At 73.4% G+C, this 19,012-nt stretch carries 16 protein-coding genes; 1 reads left to right on the top strand and 15 read right to left on the bottom strand.

Annotation, left to right across the window (positions count from 1 at the left end):
- Window positions 1-8: 8 nt before the first annotated feature.
- From ACIQI7_RS01545 to ACIQI7_RS01610, 14 genes are read right to left on the bottom strand one after another with little or no spacing between them, the layout of a single operon-like run.
- Window positions 9-866: an HAD family hydrolase gene (locus tag ACIQI7_RS01545; protein WP_401103785.1), complete on the bottom strand. Its 858-nt coding sequence runs from the start codon at window positions 864-866 to the stop codon at window positions 9-11.
- A 3-nt stretch (window positions 867-869) separates the two neighbouring features.
- Window positions 870-3,029: a glycogen/starch synthase gene (locus tag ACIQI7_RS01550; RefSeq protein WP_401103786.1), complete on the bottom strand. Its 2,160-nt coding sequence runs from the start codon at window positions 3,027-3,029 to the stop codon at window positions 870-872.
- A gap of 25 nt (window positions 3,030-3,054) precedes the next feature.
- Window positions 3,055-3,597: an NUDIX domain-containing protein gene (locus ACIQI7_RS01555; protein ID WP_401103788.1), complete on the bottom strand. Its 543-nt coding sequence runs from the start codon at window positions 3,595-3,597 to the stop codon at window positions 3,055-3,057.
- A complete protein-coding gene (locus tag ACIQI7_RS01560; protein WP_401103790.1) occupies window positions 3,594-4,481 on the bottom strand; it encodes an SDR family oxidoreductase in 888 nt (295 codons plus the stop codon). Before ACIQI7_RS01560 ends, ACIQI7_RS01555 begins: the two co-directional genes overlap by 4 nt.
- A complete protein-coding gene (locus ACIQI7_RS01565; protein ID WP_401103792.1) occupies window positions 4,478-5,506 on the bottom strand; it encodes an ROK family protein in 1,029 nt (342 codons plus the stop codon). The genes ACIQI7_RS01560 and ACIQI7_RS01565 overlap by 4 nt, the downstream gene beginning before the upstream one ends.
- Window positions 5,499-6,620, bottom strand: a complete 1,122-nt coding sequence (locus tag ACIQI7_RS01570) for a sugar phosphate nucleotidyltransferase (RefSeq protein WP_401103794.1) — start codon at window positions 6,618-6,620, stop codon at window positions 5,499-5,501. Before ACIQI7_RS01570 ends, ACIQI7_RS01565 begins: the two co-directional genes overlap by 8 nt.
- Window positions 6,613-8,721 (bottom strand): glycosyltransferase, encoded by a 2,109-nt coding sequence (locus ACIQI7_RS01575; protein ID WP_401103796.1) that lies wholly within the window; start codon window positions 8,719-8,721, stop codon window positions 6,613-6,615. Before ACIQI7_RS01575 ends, ACIQI7_RS01570 begins: the two co-directional genes overlap by 8 nt.
- Before the next feature lie 5 nt (window positions 8,722-8,726).
- Entirely contained in the window at window positions 8,727-10,193 is a 1,467-nt protein-coding gene (locus ACIQI7_RS01580) for a hypothetical protein (protein WP_401103798.1), read from the bottom strand.
- Window positions 10,194-10,195: 2 nt separating this feature from the next.
- Entirely contained in the window at window positions 10,196-11,002 is an 807-nt protein-coding gene (locus ACIQI7_RS01585) for an ABC transporter permease (protein WP_401103800.1), read from the bottom strand.
- On the bottom strand, window positions 10,999-11,814 hold the full coding sequence (locus tag ACIQI7_RS01590; protein WP_401103802.1) for an ABC transporter permease: 816 nt from the start codon (window positions 11,812-11,814) through the stop codon (window positions 10,999-11,001). Before ACIQI7_RS01590 ends, ACIQI7_RS01585 begins: the two co-directional genes overlap by 4 nt.
- Window positions 11,811-12,827 (bottom strand): ATP-binding cassette domain-containing protein, encoded by a 1,017-nt coding sequence (locus ACIQI7_RS01595; RefSeq protein WP_401103803.1) that lies wholly within the window; start codon window positions 12,825-12,827, stop codon window positions 11,811-11,813. Before ACIQI7_RS01595 ends, ACIQI7_RS01590 begins: the two co-directional genes overlap by 4 nt.
- Window positions 12,824-14,125: an aspartate aminotransferase family protein gene (locus ACIQI7_RS01600; RefSeq protein WP_401103804.1), complete on the bottom strand. Its 1,302-nt coding sequence runs from the start codon at window positions 14,123-14,125 to the stop codon at window positions 12,824-12,826. Before ACIQI7_RS01600 ends, ACIQI7_RS01595 begins: the two co-directional genes overlap by 4 nt.
- Complete coding sequence (locus tag ACIQI7_RS01605; RefSeq protein ID WP_401103806.1) at window positions 14,122-14,529, bottom strand: cupin domain-containing protein; 408 nt, start codon at window positions 14,527-14,529, stop codon at window positions 14,122-14,124. Before ACIQI7_RS01605 ends, ACIQI7_RS01600 begins: the two co-directional genes overlap by 4 nt.
- 49 nt (window positions 14,530-14,578) lie before the next feature.
- Window positions 14,579-15,694 carry a sedoheptulose 7-phosphate cyclase gene (locus ACIQI7_RS01610; RefSeq protein ID WP_401103808.1) on the bottom strand — a complete coding sequence of 372 codons (1,116 nt, stop codon included), beginning with the start codon at window positions 15,692-15,694 and terminating at the stop codon, window positions 14,579-14,581.
- 436 nt (window positions 15,695-16,130) lie between these two features.
- Here ACIQI7_RS01610 and ACIQI7_RS01615 point away from each other — a divergent pair, with 436 nt between their 5' ends.
- Window positions 16,131-17,792 (top strand): glycoside hydrolase family 13 protein, encoded by a 1,662-nt coding sequence (locus tag ACIQI7_RS01615; RefSeq protein ID WP_401103810.1) that lies wholly within the window; start codon window positions 16,131-16,133, stop codon window positions 17,790-17,792.
- A 39-nt stretch (window positions 17,793-17,831) separates the two neighbouring features.
- Here ACIQI7_RS01615 and ACIQI7_RS01620 read toward each other — a convergent pair whose 3' ends face one another.
- Entirely contained in the window at window positions 17,832-18,857 is a 1,026-nt protein-coding gene (locus tag ACIQI7_RS01620) for a LacI family DNA-binding transcriptional regulator (RefSeq protein ID WP_401103812.1), read from the bottom strand.
- Between the last annotated feature and the right edge of the window lie 155 nt (window positions 18,858-19,012).

Below are 19,012 nucleotides of genomic sequence, written 5' to 3' on the forward strand. Positions count from 1 at the left end.
GCGGGTCGTCAGGAGCGGAGCCGCGCGGCGGCGGGTCGTAGGGCGGCGGGTGGGAAGAGGCGTTCGAGCACCACCGCGACGCCGTCCTCCTCGTGGCCGGGGGCCGTCTCGTCCGCACGCCGGCGCAGTTCGGCGTGGCCGTTGCCCATGGCGACGCCGTGACCGGCCCATTCGAGCATCGGGATGTCGTTCGGCATGTCCCCGAACGCGATGGTGTCGGCGGCCTCGAAGCCGAGCAGGGCGGCCGCGGCAGCCAGCCCGCTCGCCTTGCTGATCCCGGCCGGGAGCAGCTCCACCAGCCCTTCACCGGAGTGGGTGACGGTGACCTCCTGCGCGCAGACCCGGTGGGCGAGGGCGGCGAGTTCGTCGTCGCCCAGCTCCTCGTGGCGGATCAGCACCTTGTCCACCGGCTGCTCCCAGAGGTCGGACGGGCGTTCGGCGAGCCGCCAGCCGTGCCGTACCCGCCCCTCGAAGCCGGGCGTGACGATGAATTCGCCGGCCAGGCCGGCGGTCACCACGGCGAGCTTCAAGGGCCCGGCCTGCTCGGCGATCCGACCGACCAGTGCCCGGACGGTGGGACCGTGCAGGGCCGCCGAGGACAGCAGCCGGTCGGCGCCGACGTCGTAGAGCTGGGCGCCCTGACCGCACACCGCCAGGCCCCGGTAGTCGAGTCGTCCCAGCAGGGTGCGGCAGCCGGCAGCCGCCCGGCCGGTCACCACCAGGTGGCGGGCACCGGCCGCCTCGACCCGCGCGAGCGCGGCCCGGGTGCGGGCGGAGACGGTGAGGTCACGCCGCAGGAGCGTGCCGTCCAGGTCGGTGGCCACGACGGCGAAGCGGGGCGGGCGGTCCCGGGTGGGCGCGGTCATCGGTCAGTCCCTTTCCAGGCCGGCACCGACGGGCGTGACCGGTCGGCGTGCGCCGGCCGGTACCTCGTCCCAGGCGCAGCGGCCGCCCCGCAGCCGCAGCAGGAAGACCAGCGGCCCCGGGACCTCCTGCGCCAGGACGGTCGCGAAGGTCCCGTCGGCCCCGGTCAGCCGGTGCTCGCCGGAGGGCAGGACGAGCAGCACGCTGTCGGCGTGCGGCAGCCGGTACTCGATCCGCGGGCCCGCGTCGGTCGGCTCGACCAGGCAGCGCCCGTCCAGCACCGCGGTCAGGTCCGGGTCGTCGAGGAGGTCGGCGAGCTCCGCGCAGCGCGCGAAGTCGGCCCTGGCGTACGCGGCGCCGAACAGCCGCCTCAGCCCGTCCCGGTCCACCGACGGCACGCACCTGCGGTAGGCCGCCAGATCGCCGCGGGCCAGCGCGGCCTCGGCTATCTCACGTCGGTGGGTCACCCAGTCGGTGTCGGCCAGCTCCTCGAACCAGCCGTATCCGGCGGCCCGCTCGGGCGTCAGCCCCGGAAGGACACCCGCGGCGGCCGCGGCGAACGTCGCCAACCGCGTGGTGGCGGCCTTGCGCCAGGTGAAACGGCGGGCGAGTGCCCTGGAGTTGTCCGACAGCCGGGTGTACTCGGCCGGGTCCTCGCGGTGGATCCGGGCGGCCTCCCTGATGCGCTCCGCCAGGGCGCCGGCGAGCAGCGGGTCGTCCTCGGTGAACGAGCGCGGGACGGCGAAGCCGGTGGCGTCCGGGTGTTCGCGCGGCAGCTGGTGGCGGTAGTGGGTGGTGACCTCCTGCGCGGTGCCGACCGGCACCGCGCCGCAGGCCATCAGCTGGCCCTGGGCGATGAGGAAGGAGTCCAGTTCGAACTTGGACGGGAAGAGGCAGAAGTCCGCCGCCACCGCCTCCCGGTAGAGCACGTCCTCGCCCACCATGGCCCATTCCAGCCGGAGCCGCCCGGCGTGGCGGTCGGCGACCTCCTGGAAGTACGGGTCGCCGACCGCGCTGACCACGCCGTCCCCGCCGGCCGCGACGGCGCAGCGCACGACGAAGTTGACGTCCGGGTCGTCGGCGAGCACGGCGTCGATCGCGCGGAACAGCTCGGTCTGGCCCTTGTGGTGCACGGAGAAGCGCGCCACGTGGTAGAAGGTCGGCTTCGCCGGATCCAGGCCGAGGCCGGTGAGCACTTCGGCCCGGTCGACCTCGGCCGGGTCACGGGCCAGCCAGCCGTCGGGCACCGCGCAGCCGCCCACGAACTGCCGGGCCGCCGACCGCCGGACGATCCGCGCGACGGTCAGGTCCTGGAAGGCGCGCTCGAAGGGCGTGTCCCCGAAGGCGGAGTAGAAGTCGAGCTGGCCGGGCGTGAGGAAGTCCAGCAGGTCGCAGGTGGACGCGATCAGGGCGAAGTACCCGATGCCGTCCGCCGCCGGGCCGTCGGCCAGGTGCGTGCTCGGCAGGGCGGCGGCCATGGCGGCGGCCAGCGCACCGTGGGCGGGCGGGTCGGCGAGCGCGTCCAGGTCGACGTCCGTCCCGAACAGCTCCAGCAGCCTCTCCAGCTGGGGGCGGTGGACCTGCTGGTTGATCGGCATGTTGCTGGCCAGCGTGCTGACCACCAGGAAGCGCGGGTCGTCGCGCAGCACCGGCGGCAGCAGGTAGTGGTAGTACGGCTCGTAGGCCTGCACCACCGCGGGTTCCGCGCCCAGGTCGAGGCCGGTGCGCAGGAACCGCAGGCCGGAGACCTGGAACACCAGTGGCTTGAAGAAGGCCAGGTCCCGGCCCTCGCTCACGCGGGCCGGGTAGATGCGTTCGGGGAGCAGGTCGAGGTACTCGTCGGACAGGAAGTAGATGTCGACGCCCTCGTACCGGAGCAGGTGGGCGCGGGTGGTGAGCGGCAGTGCGAGCTGCGCGGGGTGCCCGGCCCACACGTCGCGGTCGAGGACGAGCGGCACGGTGTGACGGTCGGCGTACTCCAGTTCCGTCAGCTCGTAGTGCGCCCGCAGGTGGTCGAGGCAGCCGTGCGCCGGCGTGATCACCGAGACCCGGTGCCCCTGGTCGGCGAACTCGCGGGCGAGGTTCCACACCAGCGAGGCGAGGCCGCCGCGCATGAGCCGGACGTCGAAGCCCACGCTCTCGAAGGCGAATTTGACGATGTGCACCGTCGGGTCCTCTCTGTCGTCGTTCTCAGACCGCGCCGGAGGCGTGCAGCGTGAGCAGGGCGTGGGCGGCCAGGGTGGCAGCGTCGGTGATCCGTCCGGCCCGGACGAGGCCGCGCCATTCGTCCGGGTCGGCCCAGCGCTGGACCATGTCGGCCTCGGAGACCTCCCGCTCCGGCTCCCCCGGCTCCAGCTGCTCCGCCAGGAAGACGTGGCAGCCCTGGCTGGAGTAGCCGTACGCCACGTGCAGCCGGCCCAGGTAGGTCATCGGACCGGCCCGCAGACCGGTCTCCTCGCGGAGTTCGGCGCGGGCGAGCCCGACCGGGTCCTCGCCGCGGTGCCCCGCGGGCCAGGAGCCCTGGGGGAACTCCCAGTACCGGCCGCCGGCCGGGTAGCGGTACTGCTCGACGAGGTGGACCCGGCCGTCCTGGCGGGGGATCACCAGCGCGTAGTCGTCCTTGTCGACCACCCCGTATAGCCCGGTGCTGCCGTCGGCCCGCTCGATGTCGTCCTCGCGGACCGTCATCCACGGGTTGCGGTAGACCTCGCGGGAACGGAGGGTGCGGATCACGGGGCGGCCTCCAGCAGTGCGCGGACGCCCTCGGTGACTCCGCGCACCCGCAGTCCGTGCCGGGCGAGGAAGCCGTCCAGCCGGTCGCTGGTCAGGCCGGTGTTGGCGGGGCGGCTGGCGTACCGGCCGGCGGCCTTCGGCACCCGGCGCACCAGCGAGCGCGGCAGGCCGAGCCCGTCGGCGACGACCTCCGCCCAGGCCGCCCGCGAGGTCCGCTCCGGGCCTCCCAGGTGCAGCAGCCGGGGCGCCCCGCCGTTCAGCACCGCGGCGGTCACGGCGGCGACGTCCTCGACCAGGACGGGTGTCGTCCACTGGTCGTCCGGGGCTTCGACCGGCTCGCCCCGGCGCAGGCCGTGGACGCAGGCGGAGAAGAAGTTGAGCCACTTCGCCGTGCCGGCCGGCTCCCAGCCGTAGACCAGGCTCACCCTCAGCACGGTGGCGTCGGGGAGCCGGCCGATGATCCGCTCCGCCTCCGATTTGGCCCGGCCGTAGGCGTTGGCGGGGGCGGTGGGCGCGTTCTCGTCGTTGGCGGGCGAGCTGCCGTCGAAGACGTTGTCGGTGGAGATCAGCACCGTCCGGCAGTGCGGCGCGGCGGCCGCGAGGTTGGCGGCGGCAGCCGTGTGCAGTTCCACGGCGCGCCCGGGGTTGGCCTCGCACCAGGTGACGTCGGAAGGGCCGTGCACCAGCACCAGCCGGTCCGGGCGGACCCGGTCGACGGCCCGGGCGCAGGAGCGCGGGTCCGCCGCGTCCAGTGCGGTCCAGGGCACCGGCGGGGCGGTCGGCCGGTGGCGGGAGGCGAGCACGGGGTCGTCGCCCGTGGCGGCCAGCCGGGCCGCGACGGCCCGTCCGACGAACCCGCTGCCGACGATCAGGGTGCGGGTCACCGGACGGTCACCGCCTGTCGGACCGTCCTGCGGGCGACGAGCAGCCGGCCGGCCCCGATCAACCCGTGGTCGTCGTCCGGCTCGCCGAGGGCGACCATCGTGCCGATCTGCTCGGCGCTCAGGCCGAAGCAGCCCAGCCGTTGCAGCTCCTCGGTGAGCAGTTCGGCGTACCTGGCGCCGACGGCCAGTGCGAAGCCGCCCACCAGGACGTAACGGCGCACGCCGATCGAGGTGAACAGCGAGGTGATCGCGGAGGCCAGATGGGCGAGACCGCCGCGCAGCACCGCCGTCGCGAACTCGTCGCCGGCGCGGATCGCGGCGACCAGGGTGCGGTTGTCGAGCCGCGAGGGATCGGGAGCGCCCCGGGCGAGCCGGGAACGGGCGTAGCCGTCCGGGTCGGCAAGGGCCGCACGGCGTGCGGCCCTCTGCATGCCGCGGCCCGAGGCGATGGCGCCGAGGTGGCCGCGTCCACCGCAGTCGCAGCGCGGTGCCCGCGGTGCGGGGTCGCAGGTCCAGTGGCCGAATTCGCCGCCGTGGCCCTCGGCGTCGAGCAACACCTCCCCGGCCCGGTAGACCTTGCCGCCGATCCCGGAGCTCACCGTGATGAGGCAGAACGGCTGCTCGCCCTCGGTGGCGACGTACCGCCAGACCGCGGCCGTCAGGTCGTTGACCACGACCACCGGCAGGCCGAGCCGCTCCTCCAGCAGCAGGCGCAGCGGCAGTGGTTCGCCGCGGCCGCCCCAGACGGTGGGTGCGGCCGTCACCCGGCCGTCGGCCGTGACCGGGCCCGCGAAGGCCAGCGCCAGGGCGCTGCTGCGGTGACGCTCCACCGCCCGGCCGGCCAGCTCCGTCAGCTGCTCGACGACCCGGGCCTGGAGTTCGGGCACCGGCGCGCCGGGATGCCGGTCGATGCCCTCGGTCGGGGTGCGGAGGACGTCGGTGACGGCATCCGTGTCCGTGCCGTAGCGGGCTATCCGCAGGGTGGTGCCGCCGAGGTCGGCGACGGTGAAGGCGGATTCAGACACTCGCCCCTCCTCTTCGGACACTGGCCCCTCCTCGGGCGTGGTCCAGTCGTTGCACGACGCCGTCCTCCAGGACGATCGCCGAGTCGATCTCGGCCCCGGCGTCGACGCTCGCCCCGGGCAGCAGGACGCTGCGGCGCACCACCGCGCCGACGCCGATCCGGACACCCGGGAAGGCGACGCTCCGCTCGATCCGGCCGTGGTTGACCAGGTCCGCGGGCACCACGCTGCGTTCGATGCCGGGCGCGTCCGCGACCAGCCTGCGCGCCGTGGCCGGTCGGACGGTGTGCGGCAGCCGGTCGAGGGTCAGCGCCGGGTTCCTCCCCACCATGGCCATGTGGGCGAGGTGGTAGCGGTCGGGCGTGCCGATGTCCTCCCAGTGGCCGGGGACCTCGTACCCGAGGATGCGCTCGCCGCCGGACAGCATGGCGGGGATGACGTCCCGGCTGATGTCGTGCTGCCAGCCGGTGCCGTCCAGCTGTTCCAGGTAGCGGTGGAGCACGGCCGCGTCGAACACGCAGAAGGCGGCGAAGACCAGGTCGCCGGTCGGCTCGGCGGGTTTCTCGACGAACGCCGTCAGCTGCCCGGTCGCGTCGAACTCGACCATGCCGAACAGGTGCACGAAGCGGCGTTCGATCCGCTGGTAGGCCATGGTCAGGGCGGCGCCGGAGCGGCGGTGCCGCGCGATCAGCGGGCGGTAGTCGAAGCGGTAGACGTGGTCCGCGTGCAGCACGAGCACCTCGGAGGTCCCGGGGCCGAAGACGTAGCGGGCCTTGCGGATCAGGGCGTCCGCGGTGCCCCGCTCCGGCGGGCCGGCGGGCCGGACGGGCTCACGCGCGCCGCCCTCGCGGTACACCTCGTCGTAGGGGCCGAAGTGGACCCGGAAGCCGGGGCGCCACCACGTCCGGTACAGGTCGTCCATCAGCTGCTTCTCCTCGTACTGGGAGAGCAGGAGCACCTCGCCGAGTCCGGAGGCGGCGGCGTTGGCGAGCGAGAAGTCGATCAGCCGGCAGGCACCGCCGAAGGGCACCAGCGGTTTGAGCCTGCCCTGCCCGAGCCTGCCCATCCGGCGGCCCTCGCCGCCGGCCAGCAGGACGGCGCGCACCGGATCAGCCATGACGCACCACGTCCCAGGTCGCGCGACCGGTCGTGAGGGTGAGCAGCAGGTGGAGCTCCTCGCCGACGGGGGGCAGGGGGCCGGTGAACTCGCTTCCGCGGCGGTCGAGCCGCCGTACGGTGACCTGGCGGCGACGGCCCGGTTCGGCCGGGTCGAGCCACACCAGCTCGACCCGCTCGGCGTGCGGCAGCCGGTAGACGATCCTTCCGTCCTCGACGGTGCAGCGGCCGTCCAGCCTGGCCCGCAGTTCCGGGTCGCTGTCGGCGGTCCGCTCGCAGCGGGCGAAGTCGGCCCGGGCCCACGCGGTTTCGAACAGCGCGCGGTCGGTCGCCGGGTCGGGTTCCCGGCAGCGCCGGTGGGCCTCGGCGTCCCCCAGCCGGGCGGCGGCTTCCGCCACCGCGGCGCGGTGCTGTTCGTAGGCCTCGTCCGGCAGCAGGTCGAACCAGCCGTGCCGGAGCGCCAGTTCCACGTCCGGTTCGGGCCGGCGCCCCTCCCACAGCGGGGTGAAGGCCGCCACGTGGAGCTCCGCGGCGCGCTGCCAGGTGAACTGCCGGGCGTTGGCGATCGCGTTGGCGCGCAGTCGGCGGTACTCGTCGGGCTGTTCGCGCAGCAGCGCGGCGGCCCGGTGGATGCACCGGGCGAGGGCGTCGGCGAGCAACGGGTCGTCCTCCGCGAACGAGCGGTTGACGGCGAAGCCGGTGGCCCGTTCGGCGTCGGGTCCCGCCGACGGGTCGGCGACGTGCCCGAAGTGCGCCGTGCCCCGCTGGGCGGTGGCGATCGGCACCGCGCCCGCGGCCATCGCCTCGCCCTGGGCGATCAGGAAGGTGTCCATCTCGAACTTGGACGGGAAGAGGCAGAAGTCCGAGGACGCCGCGTACTCGACGATCCGGCGTTCGTCGACCCGCTGCCACTCCAGGTGGACGCGGCCCTCGTGCCGGCGGACCACGTCGTGGACGTACGGGTCGTCGATCCCGGAGTCGCTGATGCAGCGCAGCACGAAGTTGGCGGCCAGGCCCTCGTCCAGCACCCGGTCGACGGCCCGGAACAGCTCCACCTGCCCCTTGTGGTTCACCGCGTAGCGCGCGTTGTGGAAGAAGGTCGGCAGTTCGGGGTCGAGGCCGAGCCCGCCCAGCACCCTCGCCCGGTCGGCGGCGGGCGGTTCACCGGTGGTCCAGGTGTCGCCGACGGCGCAGCCGCCGACGAAGCTCTTGTGGGCGTTGCGGCGGACCGTCTCGTGGACCGGCAGCCTGGTGAAGACCTGCTCGAAGGGCGTGTCGGCGAAGCCGGTGTAGAACTCCAGGTGACCGGGCGAGAGGAAGTCGACCAGGTCGGCGTGGTCGGCCACCAGGTCGTACACCCGGACGTGTCCGGGGCCGTACTCGTAGTGCAGGTGGGTCAGTTGCTGGTAGCCGCTCATGACGGCGTCGTGCTCGGCGAGCGGGCGGTCGGCGTCCTCCGGGGGCAGCTCGGTCCCGGCCCCGAGGAAGGCGAGCAGCCGTTCCACCTTCGGGCGGTAGACCTTCTTGGTGATGGGCATGTTGCTCTGCACGGTTCCGACGACGAGTTTGCCCGGGTCGTGGCGGAACGCGGCGGGCATCAGGTAGTGGTAGTACGGCTCGTGGGCGTGCAGGACGGCCTTCTCCCCGCCGAACCGTTCACGGATGAAGCGGATCGCGTCCACCTGGTAGGCCAGCGGTTTGAAGAAGACCAGGTCCTTCCCCTTTGTCCGGTAGGGCGGGTAGAACCGGTCGGGCAGCTCGTCGAGCAGCTGGTTGGAGAGGAAGTAGAGGTCCACGCCGTCCAGGCGCAGCAGGTGCGCGGTGGTGGTCAGCGGGATCCGCACCTCGGCCGGGAAGCGCTCGCCCCAGGTCTGCGGGTCGAGGACGACCGGCAGCTCGTAGTCGTCCCGGTAGTCGAGCGTCTCCAGGTCGTGGAAGCGGCGCAGGTCGTCCAGTCGGCCGTGGGCCGGGGTGACGATGGAGACGCGGTGGCCCTGGCCGGCCAGGGCCTTGGAGAGGTTCCAGAGGTAGACGGAGGTGCCGCCCTGGATGAGGCGGTGGTCGAATCCGCCGCACTCGAAGTAGGTCTCGATGATGTGCACGGGTGTCAGTCCTCCGCCCCGGCGGCCGACGGGCCGAGGGCCTCCACGGCGTGCCGAAGGTTGATCGCCGCGTGGTAGGCGCGGTCGTGGGCGTACGCGTGGTCGAGTTCGTGGAGCAGCCGGCGCAGTCTCAGCAGCCGCCAGGCGGGGTGCCCGGCCGGCGGTCGGCCGCCGCTGACCAGCAGGTCGCCGGTCCGCTCCGCCCACAGCCTGGCCGCCGTCCCCAGCCGGGTCAGCTCGGCGACGCGGCCCGGCGTCCAGCCGGGGGTGTCGGGTTCCGCACCGGTGGCGAGCAGCAGCGCCGTGCGGCAGACGTCCTCGGCGTCCATGTCGAGCGCGCGGGCCGCGTGGTCGGCGAGTTCGTCGGCGGTGAAGATCTCCAGGCCGCGTTGCAGGGCGGCCAGGTCCTGCCACGGTGACTGCGCAGTGCCCGGGTCGGCCGGGTCGGCGTGCGGCGTGGAGAGGTCGATGACGCACAACTCCCAGCTGTGGTCCGGGAGTTCTCGACGCAGCAGATGGGACAGGTGCAGGTCCCCGTGGCACGGGCCGGCCGGCCAGGGCTGCGCGGGCAGGGCGGCGACCCGGGCCAGCTCGCGGTCGAGGCCGGCGACGGCGGCCTGCCGGACGCCCTCGGGGAATCGGTCGTCGTCGAGGACCAGCGGGCGCAGCACGTCCGCCCGTCCGGCGGTCTCGGCCAGGAACGCGCCCCCGGGGAACTCCGGGTGCGGGCCGAGCCGTTCGGCCAGCTCGCGGTGGAAGTCCGCCAGGAACCGGCCTGCCTCGCGCAGCGGCGCGGCCAGCGTCCGCAGGGATTCGGTGACGGCGGCCTCCGGGTCGGCCCCGGCGTGCAGCAGTGGCCACATGGCCCGGATGCCGGCGCTCAGCGGGACGTTCAGCCCCTCCCCGTCGGCGTAGCGGTAGAGCACGCCGAGCGGCTCCCGCCGGCCGGTGCCGGCCTCGACGTGGGCGTAGTCGCCGGCCGGCTGCTGGGTCCGGCCGCCGTCCGCCATCAGCCGCAGCAGTTCGGGCTCGCGGGTCCCGACTCCGACCCTCCGGTACGTCTTGTGGGCGTGCGCCGTCCCGTCGAGGTCGAGCAGGGAGAGGGCGTTGGAGGACCAGCCGGGGTCGAACGGCAGTCGCCCGCGGAACTCGCCGGGGTCGCCGCGGAACTCGATCAGGTTGCCCCGGAGGGTGGGCAGGCGCAGTCCCTCCCGTAGGGCCCGGACGATCAGCCGGTCGTACTCGGTGGTGCGGTCGGCGGCGCGGCCCGGGTCGTCGTCCATGACGGGAACGAACCAGCGGCCGGAGCGCTCGCCGGCGGGGGCGACGATCAGCAGGCGGACGGTCTCCAGCGTGGCCTGGTCGACGAGTTCGAACTGTTCGGCACGGCGGCCGGCCTCGTCGATCCAGGGCGCTCGACGCAGGAGTTCGGCCGTGGCCCGCGGAATGCCGCCGAGCAGCAGGGTGTCCATGTTCAGCTCCCGGTCATCTCGTAGCGGTCGACGCCCCGGTGCCACACCAGCAGGGCGAGCGCCGTCAGGGCGGCGGTCACCACCGGGAGCCAGAGCAGCAGGTCCGTCCGGCCGAAGAGCAGGAAGGACGCGGGGGCGTAGGCGGTGAAGGCGTAGGGCAGCAGCCAGGTGAGCAGCCACCGCAGGGACGGGTGGTACAGGTCGAGGGGGTAACCGGAGTAGTCGCCCAGCTGGTTGGCCGCGTACAGGGCCGGGAAGCTGTTGGTGGTCCAGAAGGACAGGGCGGCGAACGCGGTCTTGATCGAGGCGAGGATCAGCGCGCCGCACAGCACCAGCAGCGGGACCAGCAGCAATCGGCCGGCGTCCGCCCCGAGGTCGAGCTGATCGGCGGCGTACCAGGTGACGGCCGCACCGGTGACCAGTTCGCCGAAGCCGTCCGGGTGCAGGAAGCGCTCGGACAGCAGCGCGAACAGCGGGTGGACCGGCCGGATCAGGTAGCGGTGGAACTCGCCGGACTGCACCAGCCGCCGGGCCAGGATCCACAACTGGTCGGTGAACAGCCGGTCGAGGCCTCGCGGCAGCAACGAGAAGCCCAGCAGGAACAGCACCTGGTGGAAGTTCCACCCGGCGATCTCCGGGACCTGCCGGAACACCATCCCGACCACGGCGAGCTGACCGCCCACGCGGAGCAGCAGGCCGCCCGCGCCGAGGACGAAGTCCGTCCGGTACTCGGTCAGCCGGTGCAGGCTGACCGCGCTCAGGTGCCAGGTCAGCCGGGCGTAGCGGGCTGCGGTCGCGGCGGGGCTCATCCGCCCAGCACCTCCACCCGGCGGACGGCACCTCGCCAGGCGAGGGCGGCCAGAGCGACCAGGACCGCGGCCCAGCCGGCCTGGAGCGCCAGGATCCCGGCGGCTTCGGCGGGCCCCCCGTAGTGGCCGAGCAGCAGTCGCAGCGGGCCGTCGACCAGTCCCTGGAACGGCAGCACCCGCGCGACGGCCGCCAGCGGCCCCGGCATCAGGGCGAGCGGCACGACCTGGCCGGCGAAGAACGCGACCACGCTGTCCTTGACGATCCGCACGCCCCAGATGTTGGTCGTGACGAATCCGGCCAGGCCGACCAGCAGGTTCACGCCGAACCCGATCACCACCGAGAGCCCGGTGGACAGCGCGAACAGCACCACGCCCGCCCAGGTCGGCGCGGACAGCGGGAGCAGCAGCGCGTACAGCAGCACCACCGGGAGGGCGACCGCGCCGGCGTTGGCCAGCGAGACCGGCAGGCCCGCGGCGAACCGGGCCAGCGGGTGGTTGACCGGGCGCAGCAGCGAGACCGCGATGTCCCCGCGCTGGACCTCCCCGGCCACCTCCTCGTCCACCCGGCTGGCCTGGAGCAGTGCCAGCATCTGCGCCAGCAGCACGTACGTGGTCAGCTCGGACAGGTGGTACCCGCCGGGCGGCGCGCCGCTCCGACCGGCGTAGACCGCACGCCAGAGGAAGACCTGGAGGCCGACGGCGGCGGTCGCGGTGACGGCGTTGACGAGGAAGGTGGAGCGGTACCGCAGGAGGCCCTGGAGACTCGCGGAGGCGAACGGGGTGTAGCGGCGCAGCGCGCCGACGCCCGTCACGGTGCCACCTCCACGGGCTCGGGCCGGCCGGTGTAGATCCGTCGGAGCACCGTTTCGAGGTCCGGCTCCGGGGCGACGCAGTCGGTCAGGTCGAAGTGCTCCAGGAGGAAGGCCATCACCTCCCGGGCGGAGGACCGCCGGGTCGGGTACTCCACCCTGATCCGTCCGTCCTCGACCTGTCGCGCGGTCGCACCGGGCAGCCGGTCCTCGATCAGGGCGATCGCCTGGGCCGGGGCCGGCCACCCCTGGTGCTCGAAGACGACCGCCCGGGTGTCGGTGGCCCGCAGCAGTTCGTGGACGGTGCCCTGGTGCACCACCTCGCCCCGGTTGACCACCAGGACCTGGTCGCAGATCGACGTGATGTCGCCGATGTCGTGGCTGGTGAGCATGACGGTCGTGCCGAGTTCCACGTTGACGCGGTTGACCAGTTCACGGACGGCCTCCTTCAGCACCAGGTCGAGACCGACCGTCGGCTCGTCCAGGAAGACCACCGCGGGGTCGTGCAGCAGGCTCGCGGCCACTTCCGCGCGCATCCGCTGCCCGAGGCTCAGCTGGCGCACCGGGGTGGTGCCGAGGGAGTCGAGGTCGAGCAGTTCGCGGTAGAGGGCCATGTTGCGCCGGTAGACCGGGTCGGGGATCTCGTGGATGCGGCGCAGGATCCGGAAGGAGTCGGCCACCGGCAGGTCCCACCAGAGCTGGCTGCGCTGGCCGAACACCACACCGATGTTGGCGGCGTTGCGCCGGCGCTCCCGGTACGGTTCCAGCCCGGCCACCAGACAACGGCCGGAGGTCGGGGTCATGACGCCGGTCAGCATCTTGACGGTGGTGGACTTGCCCGCGCCGTTGGCACCGATGTAGGCGGCCCTGGCACCGGGCGGGATCCTGAAGGAGACCCCCGAGACGGCGCGCACGAGGTGGTGCTTCCGGCTGAACAGCGTGCCGAGGCTGCCCAGCAGGCCGGGTCCGCGCTCGTGGACCTTGAACTCCTTGACCAGGTTCTCCGCGATGATCACCGGCCGGCCTCCGTGACCTGCTCCAGGGCCCGCCCGAGGAGGGTGACGCCCTCTTCCAGGAGGGCCCGGTCGATGGTGAACGGCGGCGCCAGCCGGATGACGTGGCCGCCGAGCGAGGTGCGCAGTCCGAGGTCCAGGGCTGCCAGGTAGACGGCGCGGGCGGTCTCGGGGGCGGGCTCCCTGCTCTCCCTGCTGCGGACGAACTCCAGCCCGTGCAGGAGTCCCAGGCCGCGGACGTCGCCGAGGACCTCGAAGCGGGACTTCAACTCGGCGAGCCGGTCGTCGAGCAGCTCACCGAGCGCGCGGACCTGCCCGACCAGGGTGTCGCGCGCCACGACCTGGAGGGTGGCCTTCGCCGCCGCGATGCCCAGCGGGTTGTTCGCGTACGTGGACGCGGTGGAGCCGGCCCTGGCCGCGCTCGGGTGGCGCAGCACCTCCTGGCGGCCGGCCAGCACGGCGAAGGGGAAGCCCGAGGCCATGCCCTTGGAGAGGGTGACCAGGTCCGGTTCGATGCCGAAGCCGGTGCTGGCCAGGAAGTTCCCGGTGCGTCCACCGCCGGTGAGCACCTCGTCGGCGACCAGCAGCACACCGTTCTGCCGGGCGCTGTCGGCGATCCGGTCCCAGTAGCCGGGAGGCGGCACGATGACGCCGGCCGCGCCGAGCACCGGCTCGAAGACCAGCGCGGCCACGTTGGCCTTCCCGGTGATGTGCCGCCGCACCAGTGAGGCGCAGCGCACGTCGCAGGACGGGTACTCCAGTTCGAGCGGGCAGCGGTAGCAGTAGGGCGAGTAGCCGAGGATGCTGTTGCCGGCGTGGGCCTGGTTGCCGATGTCCCAGTGCACCAGCATCCGGGCGCCCTGGGTCTTGCCGTGGAAGCCGTGGCGCAGCGCGCCGATCCGGTTGCGGCCGGGCTCGGCGACGGCCTGCACGGCGCGCAGGGCCGCTTCGACGACCTCGGCGCCGGTGGAGAAGAAGCCGTAGGTGTCGAGTCGTTCGGGCAGCAGGCGGGCGAGCAGCTCGCACAGGTCGGCCCGGTCCGCGGTGGCGGCGTCGTGGACGTTCCACAGCCGGCCGGCCTGCTCGGTGAGCGCGGCGACCACCTCGGGGTGGCAGTGGCCCAGTGACTGGGTGAGGGTTCCGGCGGCGAGGTCGATGTACTGGTTGCCGTCCAGATCGGTGAGGACGGCACCGCTGCCCTCCACGAAGACCCGGCGGCCGGCCGCGGACTCCTCCGAGGCACCCGGCGAGAGGTGGGCGGCCTCGCGGGCCAGCAGTTCGAGCTGGCGGGGGCCGGTCACTCCGCGCCGCCCAGCGGACCGATCTCGAAGACCAGCAACCGGAGGTCCCCCTCGGAGACGTTGGCGAGGCCGTGCTCGCCGTACGCGCGGTTGGGGATGACGTCCCCCGCCCGGACCTCGAACTCCTCACCGTCCAGCGTCATCAGGCCCCGGCCGTCCAGGATCACGTACGTCTCCTCGTCGTCGGCGTGCCGGTGCCGGCCGATGGAGGTGCCCGGGGGCAGCACCACCAGATCGATGAACGCGACGGGAGCCGGGGCACCCTCGCGCCGGTAGGCCCGGTGGGCGAGGATCGTGCCGGCTCCGCCGTGGTCGGCGGACACCCCGCGCAGGAGTCCGTCGTGCAGGTTGGACACCCTGCTGCGGGACACGGCGCGGGCCGGTGGCGGTTCGGCGGTAGTCATTCCGGGGGCTCCTGTCGGCTGGGGCGGGTGCGGACTCCTGCGGCCGCCCTCAACGGGCGGCGGCGAACGGGCCGGGGAGGGCTGTCGGTCGGACGGCCAGGGCGTCCAGGGCCTCCTCCAGTGCGGCGGCCGGGACGTCCTCCAGGTCGTCGACGAAGACGGCCGAGCCGATCCCGTCGGGCACCACGAGGTGCAGCCGGCGCCCGCGGCGCTCCCAGGACGCCCGCAGGGCCCGTTCCATCAGTTCGGGCGTGCAGGTCCGCGGATCGTGGACGGGGAGGCCGAGGGCGGAGATCAGACGGACGACGCGCTCGCAGTCCTCGGCGGTGATCAGACCGAGCACCCGGGCGAGTTCGGCGGAGAGCGCCATGTCGATGGCCACCGACTCGCCGTGGGCGATCCGGTAGTCACTGGCCGTCTCGATCAGCGGCCCGAAGGTGTGCCCGAAGTCGACGAGCCGTGCCAGGTCGTGCTCCCGGAGGTTCGGGCACAGCTCCTCCAGCATCAGCGCCATGGACGTGCGCAGCACGTAGTCCTCGACGCTCCACCCGTCGGCGCGGGCGGCCGGCCGGGCGGGCGCCGGGCAGGGCTGCCTGAAGACCTCGGGGAACTCCTCCAGCGCGCGGAACAGCCGGGCGTCCCTGATGATCGCCATCTTGGCGATCTCACCCATGCCGCAGCGGATCTGACGCTCCGGCAGCGTCCGCAGGAACGCCGGATCGTTGATCGACGCGTGCGCCGGATGGTACGCCCCCAGCATGTTCTTGGTACCGAGGGCGTTGACCCCGGTCTTGACGCCGACGCCGACGTCCACCTGGCCCACCAGGGTGGTGTTGACCTTGATGTAGCGCACGCCCCGGCAGTAGACGGCCGCCGCGAAGCCCACCGTGTCGCAGGTGACGCCGCCTCCGACGGCGATCATCACGCCGCGCCGGTCCAGCCCCGCGGCCTTGGCCTCGGCACAGATCCTCTCGACCGACTCCATGGTCTTCTGCGCTTCACCGCCGCCGATCGTCACCACGCTCCAGGTGCCCGGCGCGAGGCGGGCCGCCAGGTAGCGGCGCACCTGCCGGCCGTAGAGCCGGTCGACGGTGGGGCCGAGGAAGGCGACCACCCGGCGCCCCTCGCAGTACTCCGCCAGTAGCGGGTTGGCCGACGCGAGCACTCCGTCGGTGATGTCGACGCGGTACGACGTCCCTTCCGGTGACAGGAGTCGAAAACCCCCGTCGTCGCTCTCCACGCCGGGCCCGGCCATTGCCGCCTGCTTCGCCACAACACTCCCCGGATCTGCCGGACCATCCAGCGGACCGACCGTCGACTGCGTGCAACTGATCGAGAGTCAAACAGTCGATCGGCCCGTACGGCAAGGGCATTCAGAAACTTTCAGCAAGCCCTTGCAGTACTCGGAGTCGAAATGGAAGCATCGGCACCGCCGCGCACGAGCGTCCTGTGACGTCGCGTCGAGCGCGTGCCCCACGGGACCGGTCGGCCGTACGCGTCCGTTCCGAGGCCGCACGGGAGTGGCGGACGGTGACCGCCGACGAGCCCTCACCCGCCCCGCCGGCGGCCACCCCGTCCACCGCCGACCGAGGAGCTCTCCGATGACCGCACCCACCTGGGCACCGGCCCGTACCGACGCGGCTCCGGACTGGTGGCAGCACGCCGTCGTCTACCAGATCTACCCCCGGAGCTTCGCGGACGGCGACGGCGACGGCTGCGGCGACCTGGCCGGAATCCGCAGCCGGCTCGGCTATCTGCGCGAGCTGGGCGTCGACGCGCTCTGGATCTCGCCGTTCTACCCCTCACCGCAGGCCGACGGCGGCTACGACGTCGCCGACTACCGTTCCGTCGACCCGGTGTACGGCACGCTGCGGGACGCCGAGGCGCTGATCACCGACGCCCACGCCCTCGGACTGCGGGTCATCGTCGACATCGTGCCCAACCACTGCTCGGACCGGCACCCGTGGTTCCGGCGGGCGCTGCACGAGGGCGCCGGCTCACCCCTGCGGGACCGGTTCCACTTCCGTCCGGGCCGCGGCCGGGACGGCGAGGAGCCGCCGAACGACTGGGTCTCGCTGTTCGGCGGGCCGGCCTGGACCCGGACGACCCTCCCCGACGGCACCCCGGGCGAGTGGTACCTGCACCTGTTCACCCCGCGGCAGCCCGACTTCAACTGGGACTCCGCAGCCGTCCGGGACGAGTTCCGCTCGATCCTGCGGTTCTGGCTCGACCTCGGCGTGGACGGCTTCCGGGTCGACGTCGCCCACGGTCTGGTCAAGGCACCGGGCCTGCCCGACCTCGGGCGGAACGAGCGGCTCGGCCTGCTCGGGGAGAAGTCGGTCCCGTACTTCGACCAGGACGGCGTCCACGAGGTCTACCGGTCGTGGCGCGACGTCCTGGAGGAGTATCCCGGCCGGCGGATAGCGGTGGCGGAGGCCTGGACCGCCACGCTGGACCGCGCCGCCCGCTACGTCCGCCCCGGCGAGCTCCACCAGGTGTTCAACTTCAAGTTCCTGAACGCACCTTGGGAGGCGTCCAGGATGCGCGAGCTGATCGGGATGTCGCTGGGCGCCATGGAGGGCACGGACGCTCCCGCCACCTGGACGCTCTCCAACCACGACGTCGTCCGGCACGCCACCCGGTACGCCGACGGCGATCCGGCCCGCGGCCGCCGCCGCGCACGGGCCGCCGCCCTCCTGGTGCTCGCGCTCCCCGGTTCCGCCTACCTCTACCAGGGCGAGGAGCTCGGTCTGCCCGAGGTCACCGACATCCCGGACGACGTCCGGCAGGACCCGGCGTTCCACCGCGCCGACGGCGGCCACGGCAGGCGGGACGGCTGCCGGGTGCCGCTCCCCTGGTCCGGCACCGGCGCCCCGTACGGTTTCGGCCCGGTACCCGGCGGACCCGCCTGGCTGCCGCAGCCCGCCGAGTGGGCCGAGCTCAGCGTCGAGGCGCAGACCGGCGATCCGCGGTCCGTCCTGGAGCTGTACCGCCGCGCGCTGCACGTGCGGCGGACCCATCCGGCCCTGGGCGCGGGGCGTTCGCTCCAATGGCTGGACCCGGCTCCCGGGGTCCTCGCCTTCCGCCGCGAGCGGGAGGGGGTCGCGCTGGTCTGCACCGTCAACACCACCGGCGGGCCGGCGCGCGTCGCCGGTGACGGGCTCGGCCCCCTGCTGCTCTCCTCCGCCGAACCGCCGACGGTCGGGGAGGCCGGCGACGTCCTGCTCCCGGCCGACAGCACCTGCTGGTGGCAGGCCGGCTGACGCACGCCGGAGGTCGCGTCGGGAGGCGTCCGGCAGACGTCAGGACGGACCGCGGAAGGTCGCGGTGGAGCCGCGCATCACCAGCTCCGGCTGGAACACGAACTCCCCCGGTGGGGCCGGATTGCCCCTGATCTCCTCAAGGAGGGCATCGGCGGCCGCGGTCGCCATCGCCTCGACCGGCTGGCGGATCGTGGTCAGCGGCGGCTCGGTGAAGGCGATCAGCGGCGAGTCGTCGAAGCCGACCACCGACACGTCCTGCGGAACCGACAGGCCCCGTTGCCGCACCGCGCGAATGGCACCGAGCGCCATCATGTCGCTGCCGCAGGCGATCGCGGTGCAGCCCCTGCCGAGGAGCACGCCTGCGGCGGCATGTCCCCCCTCCACGCTGAACAGGGTCTGGTGGACGAGGTGGGCCGCCTCCTCCCTCGTCATGCCGACGATGTCGTGGACGGCGGTGAAGAAGCCCTCGATCTTGCGGACCGCGGGGACGAAACGCTTCTGCCCGATGGCGAGTCCGATCCTCCGGTGGCCCAGGTCGGCCAGGTGCCGGACGGCCATGCGCATGGCCGCGCGGTCGTCGAGGGAGATGAAGGAGGCCTCGACGCGGTCGCTGTGACCGTTGACCAGGACGAACGGCACCTGACGGCGGCGGAGCCGGTTGTAGCGGTCGTGGTCGGCGGTGGTGTCGGCGTGCAGCCCGGAGACGAAGACGATGCCCGCCACGCCCCGGTCGACCAGCATGTCGACGAGTTCGTCCTCGGTGGTCCCGCCCGGCGTCTGGGTGCACAGCACCGGCGTGAAGCCGTGCCGGCCGAGCACCTGTTCGATCACCTGCGCCAGCGCGGGGAAGATCGGGTTGCTCAGCTCAGGCGTGATCAGACCGATCAGCCCGGCGCTGCGCCGACGGAGACGGGCCGGCCGCTCGTAACCGAGCACGTCGAGCGCCGCCAGCACGGTCTGCCGGGTGGCGGCGGAAACGTTCGCCTTGCCGTTGAGCACGCGGGAGACGGTGGCCTCGCTCACCCCCGCCTGCGCCGCGATGTCCGAAAGTCGCGCCGTGGTCATGGCTACCGAGGGTAGGGCACCTCCGTCGGACTGCCCACCACGCTGCGGCGCATCGATCCCCCACCTCCCCCGATCCGGGCCGCCGGTCCCCGGCCCGTTCCGCGCCGCGCGCGGCCGAGACGGTGGCACACGGCCCAATCCCCTTCGACACGGCA

The sequence above is a fragment of the Kitasatospora sp. NPDC092039 genome (assembly GCF_044756065.1).
GTDB lineage: Bacteria > Actinomycetota > Actinomycetes > Streptomycetales > Streptomycetaceae > Kitasatospora.

Coding starts and splice junctions, on each gene's coding strand:
- ACIQI7_RS01605 (WP_401103806.1), bottom strand. CDS start 14,529: ATGACTACCGCCGAACCGCCACCGGCCCGCGCCGTGTCCCGCAGCAGG.
- ACIQI7_RS01545 (WP_401103785.1), bottom strand. CDS start 866: ATGACCGCGCCCACCCGGGACCGCCCGCCCCGCTTCGCCGTCGTGGCC.
- ACIQI7_RS01585 (WP_401103800.1), bottom strand. CDS start 11,002: ATGAGCCCCGCCGCGACCGCAGCCCGCTACGCCCGGCTGACCTGGCAC.
- ACIQI7_RS01620 (WP_401103812.1), bottom strand. CDS start 18,857: ATGACCACGGCGCGACTTTCGGACATCGCGGCGCAGGCGGGGGTGAGC.
- ACIQI7_RS01570 (WP_401103794.1), bottom strand. CDS start 6,620: ATGGCTGATCCGGTGCGCGCCGTCCTGCTGGCCGGCGGCGAGGGCCGC.
- ACIQI7_RS01615 (WP_401103810.1), top strand. CDS start 16,131: ATGACCGCACCCACCTGGGCACCGGCCCGTACCGACGCGGCTCCGGAC.
- ACIQI7_RS01580 (WP_401103798.1), bottom strand. CDS start 10,193: ATGGACACCCTGCTGCTCGGCGGCATTCCGCGGGCCACGGCCGAACTC.